Source organism: Sphingomonas sp. TZW2008 (genome assembly GCF_002117915.1).
Taxonomy (GTDB): domain Bacteria; phylum Pseudomonadota; class Alphaproteobacteria; order Sphingomonadales; family Sphingomonadaceae; genus Sphingomonas.
This window is the reverse complement of the sequence record NZ_BDJB01000003.1, coordinates 231044-250128: the sequence shown is the minus strand read 5'-3', so window position 1 is coordinate 250128 and position 19085 is coordinate 231044. Positions and strand designations below refer to the sequence as shown.

Genomic DNA, 19085 nt, shown 5'->3' with positions numbered 1-19085 from the left:
CAGGAATGGCGAATTCAGTCGGCACGGTTGACGTGGCGATCATCGGCGCGGGGCCGGCGGGCCTCACCGCGGCCTATCTGCTCGGCAAGGCGGGCTATTTGGTTACCATGATCGAGAAGGATCCGCGCTACGTCGGCGGGATCAGCCGCACCGTCGAACATGAGGGCTATCGCTTCGACATCGGCGGACACCGCTTCTTCTCGAAGTCGAAGGACGTGGTCGACCTCTGGAACGAGATCCTGCCCGACGATTTCATTGAGCGGCCACGGATGAGCCGCATCTATTACGAGGGAAAGTTCTACAGCTACCCACTGCGCGCGTTCGAAGCGCTGTGGAACCTCGGCATCTGGCGCTCGGCCTTGTGCATGGCGAGTTTCGCCAAGGCGAAGCTGCTGCCGAACACGCGCGTGAAGAGCTTCGAGGACTGGACCGTCAACGCCTTCGGCTGGAAGCTCTATTCGATCTTCTTCAAGACCTACACCGAGAAGGTGTGGGGCATGCCGTGCGACGCGATGAGCGCGGACTGGGCGGCGCAGCGCATCAAGGGGCTGAGCCTGTGGGGCGCGGTGACCGATGGGCTGAAGCGCAGCCTTGGGCTCAACAAGCGCCCGAACGACGGCATGGCGGTGAAGACGCTGCTCGAGAGCTTCCGCTATCCCCGGCTCGGGCCGGGTATGATGTGGGAAGCGGCGCGCGATCATGTGATCGCGCATGGTAACCACGTACTGATGGGGCATCAGCTGAAGCAGCTGGCGTTCAACGACGTGACGCAGCGCTGGACGGTGACGGCGAGCGACGGTGACGGCGGGACCGTCGCGATCAACGCGGCGCACGTCATCTCTTCCGCCCCGATGCGCGAACTGGCGAGCCGGCTGCATCCGCTGCCCGCGACGCTGCCCGAGGCCGCGAACCTCAAATACCGCGACTTCCTGACCGTCGCGCTGATGATCCGATCGCCCGATCTGTTTCCCGACAATTGGATCTACATCCACGATTCGAAGGTAAAGGTCGGCCGGGTACAGAACTTCCGCTCGTGGTCGCCCGAGATGGTGCCCGATCCGGAGGTTGCCTGCGTCGGGCTCGAATATTTCTGCTTCGAGGGCGACGGGCTGTGGTCGTCGAGCGACGCCGATCTGGTCGCGCTGGCGACGCGCGAGATGGCGCAGCTCGGCTTGTGCGATGCCGATCAGGTCGTCGGCGGGACGGTGGTGCGGCAGGAGAAGGCGTATCCCGTCTATGACGAGGATTATGCCGCCAACGTCGAGGCGCTGCGCCGCGAGATCGAGGCGCGCTATCCGACGCTCCACTGCGTCGGGCGCAACGGCATGCATCGCTACAACAACCAGGATCATGCGATGATGACCGCGATGCTGACGGTGCGTAACATCGCCGCCGGCGCGCGCGTCTACGACATCTGGGCAGTCAACGAGGACGCCGAATATCACGAGAGCGGCAACGAGGGCGAACAGGCGGCGCTCGGCAGCCTGCGCGCGGTGCCCGAACGGCTGAAGGCGGCGTGATGTGGACGCCGAGGACGCGCTGACGCCCGCGACGGGCGTTGATCGCGGCGGCGCCCGCGCCGTTCTGATCGGGTGGATCATCGCCGCGATCGTACTGACGCTGGCGATGGCCGAACCCATCCTGGCGCTGCGCTTCGTCGACCCCGACGACGCGATGCGGCTGGTGGAGGTGCGCGACTGGCTCGGCGGGCAGAGTTGGTGGGACGTGGCACAGCACCGGCTGAACCGCGGCGATTTCCCGATGCACTGGTCACGGCTCGTCGACCTGCCGATCGCAGGGGTGCTGTGGCTCGCCGGCCCGTTGGGGGAGGCGGCGGCGACGCGGATCGCGCTCGTCGTCGTGCCGCTGCTGGCGCTGCTCGCAGCGATGGCGCTGATCCATCGGATCGCGTTGAGGCTCGCTGGCGGCGAGATCGCGCGCTACGCGGTGCTGCTCGCGCCGCTCTCCGCACCGTTGGTATACCAGCTTCGCCCGATGCGGATCGACCATCACGGCTGGCAGATCGTGCTCGCGCTGGCGGCGGTGGCGCCGCTGGTCGGCCGCATGACATGGCGGGCGGGCGCGCTCGCCGGCCTCGCGCTCGCTGGGCTGCTGACCGTTTCGCTCGAAGGCATGCCGATCGCGGCGACAATCGCCGGGGTCGCGGCGCTGCACTGGGCGTGGCAGCCGGCGGGGCGCGATCGCTTGATCGGCCTCGTCTGGAGCCTGTTTCTGGGGGCGGCGATGCTGCACGGTGCGACGCGCGGGCCGGGATCGCTGCTGCCGTCATGCGACGCGATGGCGCCGGCGTGGCTCGCGACGTTGGGCGTGGCAGCGGGCGCGACGACGCTCGCCACGATGGCTGGCCGCCAGTCGGTGATTGTCCGCTTCGTGGCGCTGGCCGCCGCCGGTGCGGCCGCCGCGGCGACGCTGGCGGCGAGCGCGCCGGCGTGCCTCGCGGGGCCATTCGCGGCGCTGCCGCCGATCGTGCGCGACCTGTGGTACGTCAACGTCACCGAAGGACGGCCGTTGTGGGAGCAGACGCCGTCCTGGGCGGTGATGACGGTCGGGCTGCCGATCGTCGGGCTGGTGGGATGCTGGCGCGGCTGGCAGCGCACAAGCGGGGAAGCGCGGCCGCGCTGGGCGACGATGGCGGCGCTGGTCGCCGCGGCGCTGGGGGTCGCCATCTTCGTCAACCGCGCCGGGGCGACCGCCAACGCGCTCGCCGTTCCGGGCGCCGCGGCGCTGTTCCACGCGCTGCTGGTGCGCGCACGTGCCGTGCCACGGCCCGGCCGCCGCGTGGCGGCGACGCTGGCGGCGATGCTCGTCGCCTCGCCGGGGCAGGCCGCGGCGCTCGGCGTGATGATCGCGGATGCCGCAATGCCCGGCGCAACGGGTGATATTCCGGTGCAAGGCCTGCGAAACGCAGGCATGCGGCCGTGCGATCGGGTCGGCGACGTGCGCGTGATAGGCCGCTTGCCCGCCGGGATCGTCTTCGCGCCGCTCGACATCACTCCCGATATCCTCGCCACGACGCATCACCGCGCGGTTGCCGGCGGCTATCATCGCGCGCCGGCGGCACTCGCTACCGTGCTGACGGGGTTCAGCGCGTCGCCCGACGCGGCGCGCGCGATCGTACTGGCGAGCGGCGCCGACTATATCGCGGCCTGTCCGGGACTTAACGAGACCGACCTCTACCGCGACCGCTATCCGCACGGACTGTGGGCGCGATTGGCGCGCGGCGAACGCTTCGACTGGCTGGCGCCGATCGCGACCGGCACGCCGGCGATGGCGTGGCGGGTCATTCGCCCCTTGCCCTCGCCGACGCGCCGCCCGTAAGGCGGGCAGATGGAGCAGTCGGGGACGCCCCTTCGCTGGTGGCAGATGCGTGCGTTCGTGGTGGCGGCAACGGTCATCACCATCGTGCCGCTGCTGTGGCCGCAGATCCCCCCGCTGGTCGATCTGCCCGGCCACATGGGGCGGTATCGCGTCCAGCTGACGCCAAGCGCAGAGGCGCCTTGGCTGGCGCAGTGGTTCGCGTTCCAATGGTCGCTGATCGGAAATCTCGGCATCGACCTGCTGATCATCCCCTTTGCCAAGCTGTTCGGGCTGGAACTGGGCGTGAAGCTGATCGTCATCAGCATCCCCGCGCTGACCGCCGCCGGGCTGCTGTGGATCGCGCGCGAGGTACACGGCCGGATCCCGCCGACGGCGCTGTTCGCGCTGCCGCTCGCCTACAGCTACCCGTTCCAGTTCGGGTTCGTGAACTTCGCGCTGTCGATGGCGCTGGCGCTGTGCCTGTTCGCGCTGTGGCTGCGGCTCGGGCGGCTGAAGCGCTTCCGCCTGCGCACGGCGATCTTCGTTCCCGCCTCATGCCTGTTGTGGCTGTGCCATACGTTCGGCTGGGGCGTGCTCGGCGTGCTCGCCTTCTCGGCCGAGATGATCCGGCAGCACGACGCGCGCAAGGACGCAGGCTCGGGCCACTGGCTGGAAAGCTGGTTCCGCGCCGGGCTCGGCTGCATTCCGCTCGCGTTGCCGATGGCGCTGATGATCTTCTGGCGCTCGGGCGATCACGTAACCGGGCAGACGGCCGACTGGTTCAACTGGCAGGCCAAGGTCGCGTGGATCATGATGATCCTGCGCGATCGCTGGGAATTGTGGGACATCGCGTCGACCGCGGTGTTCGTGCTGATCCTGTTCAAGGCGTTCCGCGATCCCGCGATCGAATATTCGCGCAATCTGGGGCTGTCGGCGCTGTTTCTCGCCGCGGTTTTCGTCGCGCTGCCGCGCATCGTGTTCGGATCGGCCTATGCCGACATGCGGCTGGCGCCGTTCGTCGTCGCCATCGCGCTGATCGCGATTCGCCCGCGCGCGACGATGACGGCACGGCACGCGGGCATCCTTGCAGCGCTCGGGCTGAGCTTCTTCCTCCTGCGCACCGCCGGAACGACGATCAGCTACTGGCAGTTCGACCGCGACTACGACACCGAACTCGCCGCGCTCGACAAGCTGCCGGTTGGCGCCAAGGTGGTGACGTTCGTCGGCACCAATTGCCACAACGAGTGGCGGATGAGCCGGCTGGAGCATCTGCCGGCGATCGCGCTTGAGCGGCGGCTCGCCTATGCCAACGATCAATGGTCGATGGCGGGCGCGCAGCTGCTGACGGCGCGCTACAGCGCGGCCGGCATGTTCGCGCACGATCCGTCCGAAATCGTCACGCCGGGCTGGTGCCCGCGCGAATGGTGGAAGCCGATCGACTTCTCGATGGCGCGGTTTCCGCGCGAGGCGTTCGATTACGTCTGGCTGATCCGCACGCCGCCGTTCAACGCGCGCTACGCGACCGATCTCGATCGGATCTGGCGATCGCCGAGCGGGGCGAGCGCGCTGTTCAAGGTCAATCGAACCCGGCCCGCCCCGCAGATCAGCGATGAGGAACTGTATCCGCGCTGGTTCCTCGAGCTGCGGGCGCGCCGCGCGCGGGCGAAGCAGCGCGAGTTGCCGCCGCCGCCCAAGGCCTAGCGGAACGCGCCACTCATTTCGTCGCGTAAGCTGGCGACCAGCGCACTAAGTGCTTGTACGACCGCATTGAACAGGCATTAAGCGCGCAATGAAGATGTTGGTTCGGACGGGTACGCTGGCAGTATGTGCCATCGCCGCCGCGGCGCTGTCGAGCACACCGGCGGTGGCGCAGACCAATCACGGCAAGCAGATCTGGGGTAGCGTCCAAGTGGTCGCGCCGATCGCCGACGACTGGTTCGTGTCGGGTGAGATCCAGCCGCGCTTCAGCTCGGACAATGCGGCGACCGCGCCGATCACGATCATCCCGCCGGTGATTTCGTGGCGCAAGAGCGAGTCGCTGATCCTGTCGGCCGGTTACCTATACGCCTTCATCGACGGCGCGCGGCTGCCCAACGACCTGAACGAAAACCGGTTCTTCCAGCAGGCGTCGTATCGCGTCGGCGCGATCGGGCGAGTCGGTATTCGCGCGCAAACGCGCTTCGAGCAGCGCCTGCGCTCGACGGGAACGCAGTGGAACGCACGGGTGGCGCAGCAACTACTCGTCGCGACGCCGCTGACCAGGAAGGAGAGCGGCGGGCCGGTGGGGGTGATGTCGGTCGAGCTGTATCTCAACCTCAACGAAACCGATTGGGGCGCGCGGCGTGGCTACGACGACCTGTGGACCTTCGCCGGCGTGCAGCTGCCGATCACCTCGTCGGCGGCGCTCGAACTCGGCTATCTCAACCAGCGTCAGCGCGCGGTGAACGGCCGGCGCAACATGAATCACGCCGCCGTCGTCGGCGTGTCGTTCCAGCTGGCGCGGCGGATCCGGCCGCCCGCGGTCGTGCCGACGGTCGGTCCCGGGTTGCAGCCCAAGACGCGCAACCACGAGCCCGTCATTACCAAGTGAAGCGGCTCAGCCGCGTTTGAACGGCGTCATCTGCCCCAGATAGACCTGGTCCGCCTCGACCGCGTCGCGTTCGCGGACGAGGAAATCGGCCACCGCGCGACGGAAGCCAGCATCGGGAATATAGTGCGCCGACCAGGTTGGGACCGGAGCGTAGCCGCGCGCGAGCTTGTGCTCGCCCTGCGCGCCCGCCTCGACGCTTCCCAGCCCGCGCGCGATCGCGGCATCGATCGCTTGATAGTAGCACAGTTCGAAATGGAGGAAGGGCACGTCCTCGGTACAGCCCCAGTAGCGGCCGTAGAGCGCGTCGCCGCCGATCAGGTTGAGCGCGCCGGCGATCGGCACGCCGTCGCGCTCGGCGAGAATGAGCAGCACGCGATCGCCCATCGTCTGCCCCAGCAGCGGGAAGAAGCTGCGCGTCAGATAGGGGCGGCCCCACTTCCGGTTTCCGGTGTCCTGATAAAAGGTCCAGAAGGCGTCCCACTCGCGCGCCCCGATCTCGGGCCCGGTCAAGTGACGGATGGTAAGGCCAGCGACGGCGGCGGCGCGTTCCTTGCGGATCGCCTTGCGTTTGCGGCTGGCGAGCGTGTCAAGGAAATCGTCGAACGTACCGAAGCCCTGATTGCGCCAGTGGAACTGCGTGCCCTCCCGGATCAGCCAGCCGGCGGCTTCGAATAGCGGCACCTGATCGGGATCGACGAAGGTGGCGTGTGCCGAGGACAATTCATGCTGATCGGTGACCGCCTCCAACGCCGCGATCAGCGCGGGCGCGGCGGCGCGGTCGCGCAGCAGCAGGCGCGGGCCGGGCACGGGGGTGAAGGGGGCGGCGATCTGAAGCTTGGGATAATAGCGGCCGCCCGCCCGCTCCCACGCATCGGCCCATGCATGGTCGAAGACGTATTCGCCCTGGCTGTGCGACTTGGCGTAGGCGGGCGCGACCGCGATCGGCGCGCCGTCCGCCCCGTCGACGATGATCGGGATCGGCTGCCAGCCGCTGCGCGCGCCGACGCTGCTCGACTGTTCGAGTGCGGCGAGGAAGGCGTGGCTGACGAACGGGTTGCCGCCGCCGGCGCACGCATCCCATTGATCGGCGGGAATAGCGGATACGCCGTCGGCGAGGCGGGCGGTGACGGCGGTCATGCCCGCCTAATCTAGGGTGAAGTGCGCGCCGCTCAAGCGACCGCGATCACGGCGTCGATCTCGACCGCGGCGTTGCGCGGCAGCGCCGCGACACCGACCGCGGCGCGCGCATGCTTGCCCGCATCGCCGAACAGCGCGACCATCAGGTCCGACGCGCCGTTGGCGACTTCGGGCTGGTCGCCGAAGCCGGGCGCCGAATTGACGAACACGCCGAGCTTCACGACCCGGCCGACGCGCGTCAGATCGCCAAGGGCGGCCTTCACCTGTGCGACGACCATCAGCGCGCAGAGCTTCGCCGCTTCCTGGCCGGCGGCGACGTCGAGATCGTCGCCGAGGCGGCCGGTGACGACCTTGCCGTCGCGGAACGGCAGCTGTCCGGAGACGTGGAGCAGCCCGCCCGCCTCGACGGCGGGAACATAGGTGGCGACGGGGGCAGCAGCCTGCGGAAGCGCGAGGCCGAGCTCTTCGAGCGTGCGATCGATACGGTCGGTCATGGCGGCGGGTTCAACACCACCGCCCCCGGCGGGTCAATCCTGCAGCGCGCCGATCGTCGCCGCGCCGTCAGCCGGGTGGCCGGCGGCAAAGCGATCGAGGACCCAGGCGAGTGCTTCGGGCCAGTGATCGATCCGCGCGTGGGCGGCGGGAGCGGGGGGCACGCCCGGTGCCAACGCCGGTTCGGACACCATGTGCAGGCGATGCACCTGCGGCGCGTGCTCGGCGACCGATTGGTGGTGCATCGGCAGATCGTCGATGAACACGGTGACGGGGTTGCCGTGCTCGGCCACCAAACTGGCGACTGGGCCGCCCTTCGGACCCTGATTGCACTCGACGCGATGCGCGATGCCGAAGGCGGCGAGCTGGTCGACGCGGTGGCTGCGGCATTGATCCTGCAAGTTGGTGAGGATGACGATGTCCGCCACCTCGGCGATGCGGGCAAGCGCGTCGCGGGCGTGCGGCACCAGCGTCTGGCGATGCATTTCGTGCGGGAAGAAGCCGTCGAGGAACCCCATCATTTCCTCGCGCGAGGGCACGCCGCCGCCGTTGCGCCGCCGCATGTTCTTGCCCAGTTCCCAGCTCGACGGGGTGAAATCGATGTCGTGCGCCTCACCCAGCCAGTCGCCGAAATGGCGCACCATGTGGACGAGCACTTCGTCGCAGTCGGAGATCAGCAGCGGTCTGGTCATCGGGCTTCCAGTTCGTGGCGGGCGCGCACTAGCGCCTCGGGCTTGACGGCGAGATCGCTCGCGCAGGCGATCAGATCGGGCTCATATTGTTCGAGGAACATCAGCGATGCGGCAAGAACGCCCGGTTCGGTGAGGCGGGCGCGCAGATCGTCGGGATCGAGCCCGGTCAGCGAGACGAGGCGCGATGCACGGTCCGGTTCGGACAGTGTCCAGACCAGCGCACGCAGCGCGAGCGCATCGGCAGGTTCTGCGTTTGAATCGGTCCGCTTCATTGCCTATCTCTCACCCGGAACGGGGGATCAACGCGCGTGGCAAAGAAGGTGCTCGTTGTCGAGGACAACGAACTGAACCTGAAGCTGTTCTGCGACCTGCTGCGCGCGCATGAATTCGCGGTCGAGCCGGTGCGCGACGGACGCGAGGCGGTGGCGCGCGCGCGCGACTTCGTGCCCGACCTCATCATCATGGACATCCAGATGCCGCACGTGACGGGATACGAGCTGATCCTCGAACTCAAGGCCGATGAGGAGTTGCGCGCGATTCCGGTGATGGCGGTGACGGCCTATGCAGGGCGCGAGGATGAGGAGCGGATCCGCGCCGCGGGGGCCGAAGCCTATGTGTCGAAGCCGATTAGCCTGATGCGATTCATGGATGCGGTGGGCGCGCTGCTGTAGCGCGAAGCGCTAACCGCGACCCTGCGCGAAGTGCTGCACGTGATCGGGCAGCGTAACCCAATGATGTCTGCTTCTGTTCCCATACCGACCGGACGGGCGGCTGTAACGACGGATTGGCGATCGCGCCGACCGGTATCCCGATCATCGATGGGTGCTTGCCGGCCTTTGCGTAGACCGTCGATCCGCAGTCGCCGCAGAAGAACGTCTCGAACCGATTGCCCTCGTCGGTGGGACGCGTGAAGCGTCTTGCCTCGCCGACGATCTCAACCTGATCCACGGGATAATAGGCGAGCACCGCGAAGGGCGAGCCGCTGCGGCGCTGACAGGCTAGGCAGTGGCATGCCACGACGGCGAAGGTCGGTCCGGGTAGCTGCGCGGCGAGTTGCCCGCACTGGCACTGCGCTCTCATCGTTGATCCCCGCGGTCGAACGCCCAAGCTACCGTCCTCGGGTCGTGAGGCAAGCGGAGCGGCGGCGTCAGACCAGGCCGAGTTCGGCGAGCTTGCCGATCAGCGCCGGGGGCAGTTCCGCCATGCCGGTGCCGTCGCCGCCGAGATCGGCGGGGGCGTCCGCCGCCTCGAGGTAGCGCCAGCCCTGATGCGCGCGCTTCGGACGCGCGGCGACGAGGCGCAGTTCGGGATCGATGTGGATCGCGACGCGGCCACCCTCGGCCTCGCCGAACGACAGGATCGACGAGCGCGCGACGAGCTGGTGCTTGATAATCCAGAACAGCGAGCCGACGCCGGCGATCTCCTCGTGCCGCTTGGGCAGGTAGCGCGTCGTCAGGAACAACGGGCCTTCCGCGGCGCGCTGCTTCAGCCGCTCGGCAAGGTGATCGACGCTCGGATTGCCGAACGCCACCTTGGTGATGTGGAGCGGGGTGATGGGAAGCGGCGGCAGGGACGACGGCATGGCCGTGAGATGTGGGTCAGGCGGAAAGCGCCCACAAGGAGGCGAGGCCGAGAAACGAGTAGAAGCCCATCACGTCGGTGGCGGTGGTGACGAACACCGCCGAGGACACGGCGGGATCGATATTGGCGCGATCGAGCGCGACGGGCACGATCACGCCGACGAGCCCGGCAACGAGCGAGTTGATCATCATCGCCAGCGCGAACACCATGGACAGCTGGGCGTTGCCGAGCACCAGATAGCTGCCTAGCGCGCCGACGCAGCCGAGGATCGCACCGTTGCAGATCGCGATGCGAAATTCACGCATCAGCATGCGCAGCGTGTTCGAGCTGGTGAGCTGATTGGTGGCGAGCGCGCGCACGACGACCGCGAGCGTCTGCGTGCCGGCATTGCCGCCGAGCGCGGAGACCATCGGCATCAGCGCGGCGAGCAGCGCGAAGCGGGCGATTTCCGCGCTGAATACGCCTACCACCGAGGCGGAGATCATCGTCGCGCCGAGATTGACGATCAGCCAGATCGCGCGGGTGCGCACGGTGAAGCGGATCGGCTCATTGATGTCGCCTTCGCCGGCGCCCGACAGCAGCAGCGCGTCCTCGCCCGCCTCCTCTTGGATGATGTGAACGATATCATCGACGGTGATCATGCCCACGAGGCGCCCCGATCCGTCGGTGACGGCGGCAGAAATCAGCGCGTATTTTTGGAAGCGAAGTGCGACTTCCTCCTGGTCCATGTCGACCGGGATCAGCGTCTGCTCGCGCTTCATCACGTCCGCCATCGACACGCCGCGCGGCGTGCGCAGGATCCACGACAAGGCGCAGGTGCCGACCGGGCGGTGGCCGGGATCGACGACGAACACCTCCCAGAAGTCGGTCGTCAGCTCCTCGTGGCCACGCAGATAATCGATCGTGTCGCCGACGGTCCAATGCTCGGGCACCGCGATCAGCTCGCGCTGCATCAGGCGGCCGGCGGATTCCTCCGGGTAGGACAGCGCCTCCTCGATCGCGGCGCGATCGTCGGGCTCCATCGCGCGCAGCACCTCGCGCTGCTCGTCGGCATCGAGATCTTCGATGATCGCCACGGCATCGTCGGTGTCGAGTTCCGAGGCGAGGTCCGCAACCTGCCGCGCGTCGAGCGCGTCGATCAGACGTTCGCGAACGTAATCGTTCATCTCCGCGAACACGTCGCCGTCGAGCAGGTCGGCGACGGCGGAGGCAAGACCGGCGCGGCGATCGTCCGGCGTCAGCTCGAACAGGTCGGCGATGTCCGCCGGGTGCAGCGGCTCGACCAGCCGGTGCGCTTCTTCGGTGTCGCCGTCGTCTACCGCCGCGAGCACGGCGTCGACGAACTCGGGCCGCAGCCGATCGTCGGCGTCGAGCTGATCGTCGTCGACCCCCGTCGTCCGCTCGCCGAAGGGGTGCTCGTCGTAGCCGCGGTCTTCGGGCGGACGGCGCTCGGGCTCTCGAAGTTCGGTCTCGCTCATCGCATGCCCTCCCTTCGGCTGATCGGCGGACCGGCTCCTAGCGGCGTCGCCGGCACAAGCCAACCGCGGCCATTTGCCTTCGCGCACCCGCGGCGGTAGGGCGCCGCCTTCCCGAACTTACCGCAAGGAGCCGTTTCATGGCCGAAACTTTCACCACGCTCGTCATGACGCTGGACGGCGGCGACGTGACGATCAAGCTGCGCCCGGATCTCGCGCCGGCACATGTCGAGCGTATCGCCGAACTCGCCAACGAGGGCTTCTACGACGGCGTCGTCTTTCACCGCGTGATCCCCGGCTTCATGGCGCAGGGCGGTGATCCGACCGGCACCGGCATGCATGGTTCGGACAAGCCGAACCTGAAGCAGGAGTTCTCCAAGGAGCCGCACGTGCGCGGCGTGTGCTCGATGGCGCGCACCAACGATCCGAACAGCGCCAATTCGCAGTTCTTCATCTGCTTCGACGAAGCGCGCTTCCTCGACGGCCAATACACCGTTTGGGGCGAAGTGACCGACGGAATGGACCTGATCGATGCGCTGCCCAAGGGCGAGCCGCCGCGCGAGCCGGGCAAGATCAACAAGATGCGCGCGTCGTAAGCACGCGCTCAGCACGCGTGACTGTCGGGACGGCGCTTGGCGTCCGTCCCGACAGCTGTGCGATCAGACCGTTTTCGAACCCAGCGTTTCGATCAGCCAGTCGCGAAAGATGCGCACCGGCTTCAGCTGTAGCGCGCGCGGGCGGCAGACGAACCAATAGCTGTACGGGCTCACCACCTCGATATCGAACAGCTTGACCAGCCGCGGATCGGCCGCGTCCTGGAAATGGCTTTCGTGCATGAATGCGATCCCGAGCCCCTGCGCCGCCGCCTCGAGCATCAGCGCCCCCGAATCGAAGTGATCGACCGCCATCGGCTCGATATCCGAAAGCCCCGCCGCCTCGCGCCACGCGGCGAACGTGTCGGGCATGTCGCGGTGGACGAGCGCGGTCAGCGTGGCGAGCTGTTCAGGATGGGCGATGGGATCGGGCCGCTCGACCAGCGTACGGCTGCCGATCACGTACACCATGTTGCGGTCGAGCCGCCGGGCGTACAGCGCGGGATCGATGTCGCGCGCCAACGCGATCGCCGCATCCAGCCCTTCGCCGAGCCTAGCGACGCCGTGCCCGGCGGTATCGATGTCTAGATGGAGCTCCGGATGCGTCGCGCGGAGCTCGGCAAGGCGCGGGAAGAGCCGCTGCGACGCGAACAGCGGAAGCACGCCCAGCCGCAGCCGCACGACGTCCACTGCGCTGGTCATCGATTCAACCGCATCTGACAATTGATCGAGCACCGGCGCGATCTGCGCGAGAAGGCGATCGCCGTCGCTGTTGGGCATCATCGCCTGATGACGCCGATCGAACAACGGCCGGCCAAGGAACCGCTCGAGCGTCTGCACCCGGCGGCTCAGCGCGGGCGCCGAAAGCGCCAGTTCCTGCGCCGCCAGCTTCACCGAGCCGAGCCGCGCCACGGCGACAAAGGCTTCGATCGCAGTGAGGGGCGGGAGGCGACGCATTACTCTTCCGGCGGGTCAATGGTGCGGTGCATCATGCGGTCACGTCGCGAGCTGTGCAACCCTGCCTCTGAGCTTGTTGCACAAAATGCACGCGGCATCGTTTCTTTCGCACTTGCACAATCAAACCGCCGAGCCCAATTACGGCGTGCCTTTCAGGCATCCTCTCCTAAAAACTTTCATGGGTCGGCGTTCGCGTCGGCCCTTTTTTTGTCGACTGTGCGGCGTGTATACGGGCGCGGCTATCGGATCATAGCTGACGAGTGCGGCGCATAAGCGCCATCTTACTCAGGTTCGACTAGGCTAATTGTGCGTTCGCCAGCACCGCCGAGATAGCATGCGGCTGCAACGGTTCGCTGCCCGTGAGCCTCTAGTGCGCGCGCTGCATCTGCGCTCTTCCCGGATCCGACAATGAGCGCGCCGTGCGCCCTCCCAATTCGATCGCGCGTATATATCTAACAGGTCACGAAGACGAAGGAGAAGCGCTTTGGCGGATGGCGATACAGCGGCGGCCAAGCTCCAGGTCGCGAATGCGCGGCCGGAGGATAGCGGGCGGGGGATTGCGCATCTGCCGCGGGCGTTCATGGCGTCGATGGGGCTGAGCGACGGCGACGTGATCGAGATCGTCGGCAAGAAGGCCACGCCGGCGCGCGCGGTTGGGCCGTATCAGGAGGACGAGGGGCTAGCGCTCGTCCGTATCGATGGCTTGCAGCGCGCCAACGCGGGGGTAGGCTCGGGCGATTTCGTCGAGGTTCGGCGTGCCGAATCGAAGCCGGCGACGCGCGTCGTCTTCGCCCCCGCGGCGCAGAACCTGCGGCTGCAGGGATCGACCGTGGCGCTGAAGCGGACGTTCATCGGACGCCCGCTGTGCCAGGGCGACGTGATCGCGACGGCGGGGCACCAGCGCGTCGCGAACATGCCGCCGGGGATGGCGCAATATGTCAACGCGCCGGCCTATGCGTTGCAGGAAATCCGCCTCGTCGTGGTGTCTGCGGCGCCCAAGGGCATCGTCCATATCGACGAGAATACCGAGATCGAGCTGCGGCCCGAATATGAGGAGCCGAACGACGCGCGGCGCGCCGACGTTACCTACGACGATATCGGCGGGATGGCGGGCACGATCGACCAGCTGCGCGAGATGGTCGAACTGCCGCTGCGCTATCCCGAGCTGTTCCAGCGGTTGGGCGTCGATCCGCCCAAGGGTGTGCTGCTCCATGGTCCGCCCGGCACCGGCAAGACGCGGCTGGCGCGCGCCGTCGCTAACGAAAGCGACGCGCAGTTCTTCCTGATCAACGGCCCCGAAATCATGGGTTCGGCCTATGGCGAGAGCGAGGGCCGGTTGCGGCAGGTGTTCGAGGAAGCGTCTAAATCCGCACCGTCGATCGTGTTCATCGACGAAATCGATTCGATCGCGCCGAAGCGCGGCCAGGTATCGGGCGAGGCCGAGAAGCGCCTCGTCGCGCAGCTGCTCACGCTGATGGACGGGCTGGAAGCGCGCGCCAATCTGGTGGTGATCGCGGCCACCAACCGCCCGGAGGCGATCGACGAGGCGCTGCGGCGGCCGGGACGGTTCGACCGCGAGATCGTGGTGGGCGTGCCAGACGAGCGCGGGCGCCGCGAGATCATGGGCATCCACACGCGCGGCATGCCGCTGGGCGACCGCGTCGACCTCGACGAGCTGGCGCGGACCACCTTCGGTTTCGTCGGAGCCGATCTCGCCGCGCTGACGCGCGAGGCGGCGATCGAGGCGGTGCGGCGGATCATGCCGCGGCTCAACCTGGAGGAGCGCACGATCCCACCCGAGGTGCTCGACACGCTGGCGGTGACGCGCGAGGATTTCATGGAGGCGCTGAAGCGCGTGCAGCCGAGCGCGATGCGCGAAGTGATGGTGCAGGCGCCGACGGTTCGCTGGGACGATGTCGGCGGGCTAGACGACGCGCAGATGCGGCTAAAGGAAGGCGTCGAACTGCCGCTGAAGGATCCGGACGCGTTTCGGCGGCTGGGCATCCGCCCGGCGAAGGGCTTCCTGCTCTACGGACCGCCGGGGACGGGCAAGACGCTGCTCGCCAAGGCGGTGGCGCGTGAGGCGGAGGCGAACTTCATCGCTACCAAATCGAGCGACCTCTTGAGCAAATGGTATGGCGAAAGCGAGCAGCAGATCGCCAAGCTGTTCGCCCGCGCACGGCAGGTGGCGCCGACGGTCATCTTCATCGACGAGCTCGACAGCCTGGTGCCGGCGCGCGGCGGCGGGCTTGGCGAGCCGCAGGTGACCGAGCGGATCGTCAACACGATCCTCGCCGAGATGGACGGGCTGGAGGAATTGCAGTCGGTGGTGGTGATCGGCGCGACCAACCGCCCCAATCTGATCGATCCTGCACTGCTCCGCCCGGGGCGTTTTGACGAGCTGATCTACGTTTCCGTGCCGACCGCACAGGGGCGGCGACGGATCTTGGCGATCCAGACGCAGAAGATGCCGCTTGCCGACGACGTCGATCTCGACGCGATCGCCGAGCGTACCGACCGTTTCACCGGTGCCGATCTGGAGGACGTGGTGCGCCGCGCCGGCCTGATCGCGCTGCGCGAATCGCTGGACACGCGCGAGGTGCGCCAGTCGCACTTCCTGGCCGCGCTGAATGAGTCTCGCGCGAGCGTGACGCCGGAGATGGAGCGCGACTATCAACAGATCGCGGCGAAGCTCAAACAGGACGCCGCGGCGATCCAGCCGATCGGCTTCATCTCGCCGGGGCAGCTGACCCCGCGGGGAAGCAAGAGCGTAGACTGACGGAGGTGGCGCCGATCGACCGGGACACCCGATCGATCGGCGCTGCTGCCATTTCACGTCGATGGCTAAGCGCCGGGCGATGCGCTGACATCCGCGAGCGTCACCGCAGGGCGCTTAGAGCTTCACGTCGCAGCGCCGCTTCCGAAACAAGTACCAGCGCGTAGCCGAGCGGCGCGTGCACACACCGCTAGGCGCGCGGATCAGACGCGCATCGGCATCAGGACGTAGAGCGCCGGCGCCTTGTCGTTCTCGCGAATAAGCGTCGGCGCGGCGGCATCGGCGAGGTGGACTTCGACCACGTCGCCGTCGATCTGGCCAAGGATGTCCATGAGGTAGCGGCTGTTGAAGCCGATCTCGAACGGTGCGGCAACATATTCGCCGGGGACTTCCTCCGCCGCCGTGCCGTTCTCGGGGCTCGTCACCGACAGCGTAATCTTGTCGCGATCGAGCGCCATCTTGACCGCGCGCGTCTTCTCGGTCGCGATCGTCGAGACGCGGTCGACGCCCTCCATGAAGGCCGACGGATCGAGCTTCAGGATCTTGTCGTTGCCGGTGGGAATGACGCGGCTGTAATCGGGGAAGGTGCCGTCGATTAGCTTCGAGGTGAGGATCGCCTTGCCGAGATCGAAGCGGATCTTGGTGCCGCTGAGCGATACACCGACCGAGCCGTCGACCTCATCGAGCAGCTTGCGCAGTTCGGCGACGCATTTGCGCGGCACGATGACGTCGGGCATGTTCTCCGCACCCTCGGGGCGGGGCAGCGTGACGCGCGCCAGGCGGTGGCCATCGGTCGCCGCGGCCTTGAGCACGGGCTGCGACCCGTCGGCATCGGCGACGTGGAAGAAGATGCCGTTGAGATAGTAGCGCGTCTCTTCGGTCGAGATCGCGAAGCGCGTCTTGTCGATGATCTGCTTCAGCGCCTCGGCGGGCATCTCGAACTGCGTCGGCAGCTCGCCCTCGGCGATCACCGGGAAGTCGTCGCGCGGCAGTGTGCCGAGCGAGAAGCGCGCGCGGCCGGCGACGATCGCCATGCGGCCGTCGGCGGCGGTGAGCGAAACCTGCGCCCCCTCGGGCAGCTTGCGCGCGATATCGAACAGCGTGTGCGCCGAGACGGTGGTCGCGCCGGGCTGATCGACCGCGGCGGCGACGTTCTCGTTGATTTGGAGATCGAGATCGGTTGCCATCAGCCGCAGCGTGCCCTCGGCCGTCGCCTCGAGCAGGACGTTCGACAGGATCGGGATGGTGTTGCGGCGCTCCACCACCGATTGCACATGGCTCAGCCCCTTCAGGAGCGTCGCGCGTTCGATCGTCGCCTTCATTCTCACGTCCCCCGGCCCGCCGGATTCGACCAGGGGCAACTCCCCGGTTTCCTAACCAAACGCGAAGGGCCGGAGCAAGCGCCCCGACCCCTCTTTTTCGGTGGATAGTTCGGTTTCGTTAACGATCAGAAACGGAAGCCGACGCCCGCGGCGACCTGGTGACGATCGGTGTCGACGCCGAAGGTGCCGGTGCTGGCGCCGTTCGGATAGTTGAGCCGGGCGTCGCTGTAGTTCGAGTAGCGATACTCGAGCTTCGCATAGGTGCGCGGCGTCAGCGACTGTTCGACACCCGCGCCGAGGCGGAAGCCGTCGAGGTTGAAGTTACGGCCCGTTTCGGTGCGCGTGTCGTCACGCGTCAGATCAAGGCGTGCGTTGGTGTAGCCGACCTTGCCGTAAATCAGCGTCGTCGGCGCGGCGAGCACGCCGATCCGGCCACCGATGTAGAGATCGCGCCCGGCCTTCACGCGGCCGAAGCCGAAGTCGTTGGGATCACGCGGATCGTTGGTGACGCGCCCGGTCGAACCGGTGATCTCCCCCTCGACGCCGACGACGAGGCCGTTGAACGCGACGTCATAGCCGAGATCGCCGCCGTAGAGGAAACCGTCGCTGCCCTGGTCGCCGCGGATCAGCGAATCCTGCGTGTCGCCGGGACGCAGCGCGTCGTAGCCGAGGATTACGCCCGCGCGCGGGCCAGTGAACGGCCCGACTTCCTGCGCGGCGGCGGGGACGGCGAGAACGGTGGTGGCGGCGAGCGTCGCCAGGATGAGGTTACGCATGAATGACTCCATCTACATGCTCCGCCGAAACGCGGCGGGGAAAGCGCCAATGGTCGAAGCGCGGCCACGTTGCATGAACCCCAGATAAACAAGGATTTCCGTGGTTTCTGCGCCACAGGGGGTTGAAGCGTGCGCGACGGATGCCCAATCGGCACGGGCGGGCGTATGGCCGGATCAGCGTTCGAAAGGCGTTGCTTTCGAAGGCGCCGCGCTCGACAACGCGCGGTATGACGATCGATCATCAGGCGCGGCGCGGCCGTGATTTCATCGCGCGCCACGGCGAGACGGTGTTCAACGCCGCGCGCCGGCTGCAGGGCGACGCGCCGCACACGCCGCTGACGCGCGCGGGCTTCGCACAGGCGGAGGAGATGGGGCGGGCGTTGCGGCAGACGCTCGGCGCGAAGCCGCCGCTGACGATGTGGGCATCGTCGACCGGGCGCGCGCTGCAGACGCTGGCGATCGTCGCCGAGCATCTCGAGCTCGACTGGCACGATGCGCGGCACGACGATCGGCTGATCGAGATCGGCATGGGCAGCTGGGGCGGGCGCTATTACGCCGACGTGATCGGCGAAGTGGGGCCGGTGGTGGACGAGAGGGGGCTGCTGCGCCCCGCACCGGACGGCGAGCGGTATGAGGCGATCGCCGATCGCGTGTCGGGCTGGCTCGCCGATACCGCGGACGATCCGGGCGATCGTTTGGTGATCATGCACGGCATCTCGAGCCGCGTGCTGCGCGGGGTGATGACGGGCGCGCCGCTCGACGCGTGCGGAGCACCGGTACTGCCGGGGCATCCGCAGGGCACGGTGACGATGATCGAGCGCGGAGTAGAGCAGGTGGTGCATCTCGGCACCGGCTACGCTCCGGCCTGATCGCGGCGGGAACGACGATGATCCTGGCGGTGGCGTTGCTGCTCGCTGGCGAGCGAATGGCGATCGGCGTGTACGACGCGTGGGGCGCATTCCGCGAAGGCGATCCGGCGCGCTGCTACGCCATCAGCAAACCGCTGCGAGCCGGCGGCAGCGCGCGCTGGCGGCCGTTCGCCAGCGTTGCCGCGCGCTTTGGCCGCGACGGGCGACCAGCGATCTACATCCGCCTGTCGAGCGCGCGCAGCGCGGCGGCGCCGGCCACTCTGGCGATCGGCGAGCGGCGGTTCACGCTGGCGGGCAACGCCCGCGCCGCCTGGGCGCCCGATGCCGCGACCGATCGCGCGATCGTAGCCGCGATGCGCGGCGGGCGCAGCATGAGCGTGTCGGCGGTGAGCGCGTCGGGGCGCGCCTTTGCCGACAGCTACGCGCTGGGCGGCGCGGCGACGGCGATCGATGCGGCGACGCTCGGGTGTCTCGGCTGACCGCCGCCAGGCCGTGACGCTGGAAGTT

Annotated in this window: 19 protein-coding genes; 9 read left to right on the top strand and 10 right to left on the bottom strand. The window is 67.8% G+C overall.

Annotation, left to right across the window (positions count from 1 at the left end; translation table 11 throughout):
- Positions 1-5: 5 nt before the first annotated feature.
- The 4 genes from B7L05_RS02835 (at position 6) to B7L05_RS02820 (ending at position 5908) form a co-directional block, all read left to right on the top strand.
- Positions 6-1520 (top strand): NAD(P)/FAD-dependent oxidoreductase, encoded by a 1515-nt coding sequence (locus B7L05_RS02835; RefSeq protein ID WP_085808701.1) that lies wholly within the window; start codon positions 6-8, stop codon positions 1518-1520.
- 1 nt (position 1521) lies between these two features.
- A complete protein-coding gene (locus B7L05_RS02830; protein WP_085808700.1) occupies positions 1522-3339 on the top strand; it encodes a hypothetical protein in 1818 nt (605 codons plus the stop codon).
- A gap of 9 nt (positions 3340-3348) precedes the next feature.
- Positions 3349-5019, top strand: coding sequence for a hypothetical protein (locus B7L05_RS02825; protein ID WP_085808699.1), 1671 nt, complete (start codon positions 3349-3351; stop codon positions 5017-5019).
- Between the two features lie 88 nt (positions 5020-5107).
- Positions 5108-5908 carry a DUF2490 domain-containing protein gene (locus tag B7L05_RS02820; RefSeq protein WP_085808698.1) on the top strand — a complete coding sequence of 267 codons (801 nt, stop codon included), beginning with the start codon at positions 5108-5110 and terminating at the stop codon, positions 5906-5908.
- A gap of 6 nt (positions 5909-5914) precedes the next feature.
- Here the strand turns inward: B7L05_RS02820 and B7L05_RS02815 are convergent, their stop codons facing one another.
- The 4 genes from B7L05_RS02815 to B7L05_RS02800 are packed head-to-tail and all read right to left on the bottom strand — an operon-like array spanning position 5915 to position 8501.
- The gene (locus B7L05_RS02815; RefSeq protein ID WP_085808697.1) at positions 5915-7045 is read right to left on the bottom strand and encodes a GNAT family N-acetyltransferase; all 1131 of its coding nucleotides are present in this window, start codon (positions 7043-7045) and stop codon (positions 5915-5917) included.
- A gap of 32 nt (positions 7046-7077) precedes the next feature.
- Positions 7078-7539, bottom strand: a complete 462-nt coding sequence (locus B7L05_RS02810; RefSeq protein WP_085808696.1) for a RidA family protein — start codon at positions 7537-7539, stop codon at positions 7078-7080.
- A gap of 33 nt (positions 7540-7572) precedes the next feature.
- Positions 7573-8229 (bottom strand): hypothetical protein, encoded by a 657-nt coding sequence (locus tag B7L05_RS02805; protein WP_085808695.1) that lies wholly within the window; start codon positions 8227-8229, stop codon positions 7573-7575.
- Positions 8226-8501: a DUF3572 domain-containing protein gene (locus B7L05_RS02800; RefSeq protein ID WP_085808694.1), complete on the bottom strand. Its 276-nt coding sequence runs from the start codon at positions 8499-8501 to the stop codon at positions 8226-8228. Before B7L05_RS02800 ends, B7L05_RS02805 begins: the two co-directional genes overlap by 4 nt.
- Before the next feature lie 36 nt (positions 8502-8537).
- On the opposite strand from B7L05_RS02800, the gene B7L05_RS02795 reads away from it, so the two are divergent.
- Positions 8538-8900, top strand: a complete 363-nt coding sequence (locus B7L05_RS02795; protein WP_085808693.1) for a response regulator — start codon at positions 8538-8540, stop codon at positions 8898-8900.
- Here the strand turns inward: B7L05_RS02795 and B7L05_RS17860 are convergent.
- The 3 genes from B7L05_RS17860 to mgtE form a co-directional block, all read right to left on the bottom strand.
- The gene (locus tag B7L05_RS17860; protein WP_218775982.1) at positions 8872-9309 is read right to left on the bottom strand and encodes a GFA family protein; all 438 of its coding nucleotides are present in this window, start codon (positions 9307-9309) and stop codon (positions 8872-8874) included. The two genes, B7L05_RS02795 and B7L05_RS17860, sit on opposite strands and share 29 nt — an antisense overlap.
- Before the next feature lie 67 nt (positions 9310-9376).
- A complete protein-coding gene (locus B7L05_RS02785) occupies positions 9377-9811 on the bottom strand; it encodes a DUF1489 family protein (protein WP_085808692.1) in 435 nt (144 codons plus the stop codon).
- Positions 9812-9827: 16 nt separating this feature from the next.
- Positions 9828-11288: a magnesium transporter gene (gene mgtE / locus B7L05_RS02780; RefSeq protein WP_085808691.1), complete on the bottom strand. Its 1461-nt coding sequence runs from the start codon at positions 11286-11288 to the stop codon at positions 9828-9830.
- Positions 11289-11425: 137 nt separating this feature from the next.
- Here mgtE and B7L05_RS02775 point away from each other — a divergent pair, with 137 nt between their 5' ends.
- Complete coding sequence (locus B7L05_RS02775) at positions 11426-11881, top strand: peptidylprolyl isomerase (RefSeq protein ID WP_085808690.1); 456 nt, start codon at positions 11426-11428, stop codon at positions 11879-11881.
- Between the two features lie 63 nt (positions 11882-11944).
- Here B7L05_RS02775 and B7L05_RS02770 read toward each other — a convergent pair whose 3' ends face one another.
- Positions 11945-12835 (bottom strand): LysR substrate-binding domain-containing protein, encoded by an 891-nt coding sequence (locus B7L05_RS02770; protein ID WP_085808689.1) that lies wholly within the window; start codon positions 12833-12835, stop codon positions 11945-11947.
- A 484-nt stretch (positions 12836-13319) separates the two neighbouring features.
- Between B7L05_RS02770 and B7L05_RS02765 the strand changes: the two genes are divergently transcribed.
- Positions 13320-15614 carry a CDC48 family AAA ATPase gene (locus B7L05_RS02765; RefSeq protein WP_085808688.1) on the top strand — a complete coding sequence of 765 codons (2295 nt, stop codon included), beginning with the start codon at positions 13320-13322 and terminating at the stop codon, positions 15612-15614.
- A 200-nt stretch (positions 15615-15814) separates the two neighbouring features.
- Here B7L05_RS02765 and dnaN read toward each other — a convergent pair whose 3' ends face one another.
- Together dnaN and B7L05_RS02755 are read right to left on the bottom strand one after the other, a co-directional pair.
- Entirely contained in the window at positions 15815-16933 is a 1119-nt protein-coding gene (dnaN, locus tag B7L05_RS02760; RefSeq protein ID WP_085808687.1) for a DNA polymerase III subunit beta, read from the bottom strand.
- A 125-nt stretch (positions 16934-17058) separates the two neighbouring features.
- Positions 17059-17709 (bottom strand): outer membrane protein, encoded by a 651-nt coding sequence (locus B7L05_RS02755; protein ID WP_085809062.1) that lies wholly within the window; start codon positions 17707-17709, stop codon positions 17059-17061.
- 227 nt (positions 17710-17936) lie between these two features.
- Here B7L05_RS02755 and B7L05_RS02750 point away from each other — a divergent pair, with 227 nt between their 5' ends.
- Entirely contained in the window at positions 17937-18578 is a 642-nt protein-coding gene (locus tag B7L05_RS02750) for a histidine phosphatase family protein (protein WP_085809061.1), read from the top strand.
- Positions 18579-18595: 17 nt separating this feature from the next.
- Entirely contained in the window at positions 18596-19057 is a 462-nt protein-coding gene (locus B7L05_RS02745) for a hypothetical protein (RefSeq protein ID WP_085808686.1), read from the top strand.
- The last annotated feature ends 28 nt before the right edge of the window (positions 19058-19085 follow it).

Excerpts from the sequence above, each read along its gene's own strand:
- B7L05_RS02800 (WP_085808694.1), bottom strand. The coding sequence starts at position 8,501 with ATGAAGCGGACCGATTCAAACGCAGAACCTGCCGATGCGCTCGCGCTG.
- B7L05_RS02785 (WP_085808692.1), bottom strand. The coding sequence starts at position 9,811 with ATGCCGTCGTCCCTGCCGCCGCTTCCCATCACCCCGCTCCACATCACC.
- B7L05_RS02815 (WP_085808697.1), bottom strand. The coding sequence starts at position 7,045 with ATGACCGCCGTCACCGCCCGCCTCGCCGACGGCGTATCCGCTATTCCC.
- B7L05_RS02750 (WP_085809061.1), top strand. The coding sequence starts at position 17,937 with ATGACGATCGATCATCAGGCGCGGCGCGGCCGTGATTTCATCGCGCGC.
- B7L05_RS02805 (WP_085808695.1), bottom strand. The coding sequence starts at position 8,229 with ATGACCAGACCGCTGCTGATCTCCGACTGCGACGAAGTGCTCGTCCAC.
- B7L05_RS02770 (WP_085808689.1), bottom strand. The coding sequence starts at position 12,835 with ATGCGTCGCCTCCCGCCCCTCACTGCGATCGAAGCCTTTGTCGCCGTG.
- B7L05_RS02810 (WP_085808696.1), bottom strand. The coding sequence starts at position 7,539 with ATGACCGACCGTATCGATCGCACGCTCGAAGAGCTCGGCCTCGCGCTT.
- B7L05_RS02820 (WP_085808698.1), top strand. The coding sequence starts at position 5,108 with ATGAAGATGTTGGTTCGGACGGGTACGCTGGCAGTATGTGCCATCGCC.
- B7L05_RS02775 (WP_085808690.1), top strand. The coding sequence starts at position 11,426 with ATGGCCGAAACTTTCACCACGCTCGTCATGACGCTGGACGGCGGCGAC.
- B7L05_RS02825 (WP_085808699.1), top strand. The coding sequence starts at position 3,349 with ATGGAGCAGTCGGGGACGCCCCTTCGCTGGTGGCAGATGCGTGCGTTC.
- mgtE (WP_085808691.1), bottom strand. The coding sequence starts at position 11,288 with ATGAGCGAGACCGAACTTCGAGAGCCCGAGCGCCGTCCGCCCGAAGAC.
- B7L05_RS17860 (WP_218775982.1), bottom strand. The coding sequence starts at position 9,309 with ATGAGAGCGCAGTGCCAGTGCGGGCAACTCGCCGCGCAGCTACCCGGA.
- dnaN (WP_085808687.1), bottom strand. The coding sequence starts at position 16,933 with ATGAAGGCGACGATCGAACGCGCGACGCTCCTGAAGGGGCTGAGCCAT.
- B7L05_RS02745 (WP_085808686.1), top strand. The coding sequence starts at position 18,596 with ATGATCCTGGCGGTGGCGTTGCTGCTCGCTGGCGAGCGAATGGCGATC.
- B7L05_RS02835 (WP_085808701.1), top strand. The coding sequence starts at position 6 with ATGGCGAATTCAGTCGGCACGGTTGACGTGGCGATCATCGGCGCGGGG.
- B7L05_RS02755 (WP_085809062.1), bottom strand. The coding sequence starts at position 17,709 with ATGCGTAACCTCATCCTGGCGACGCTCGCCGCCACCACCGTTCTCGCC.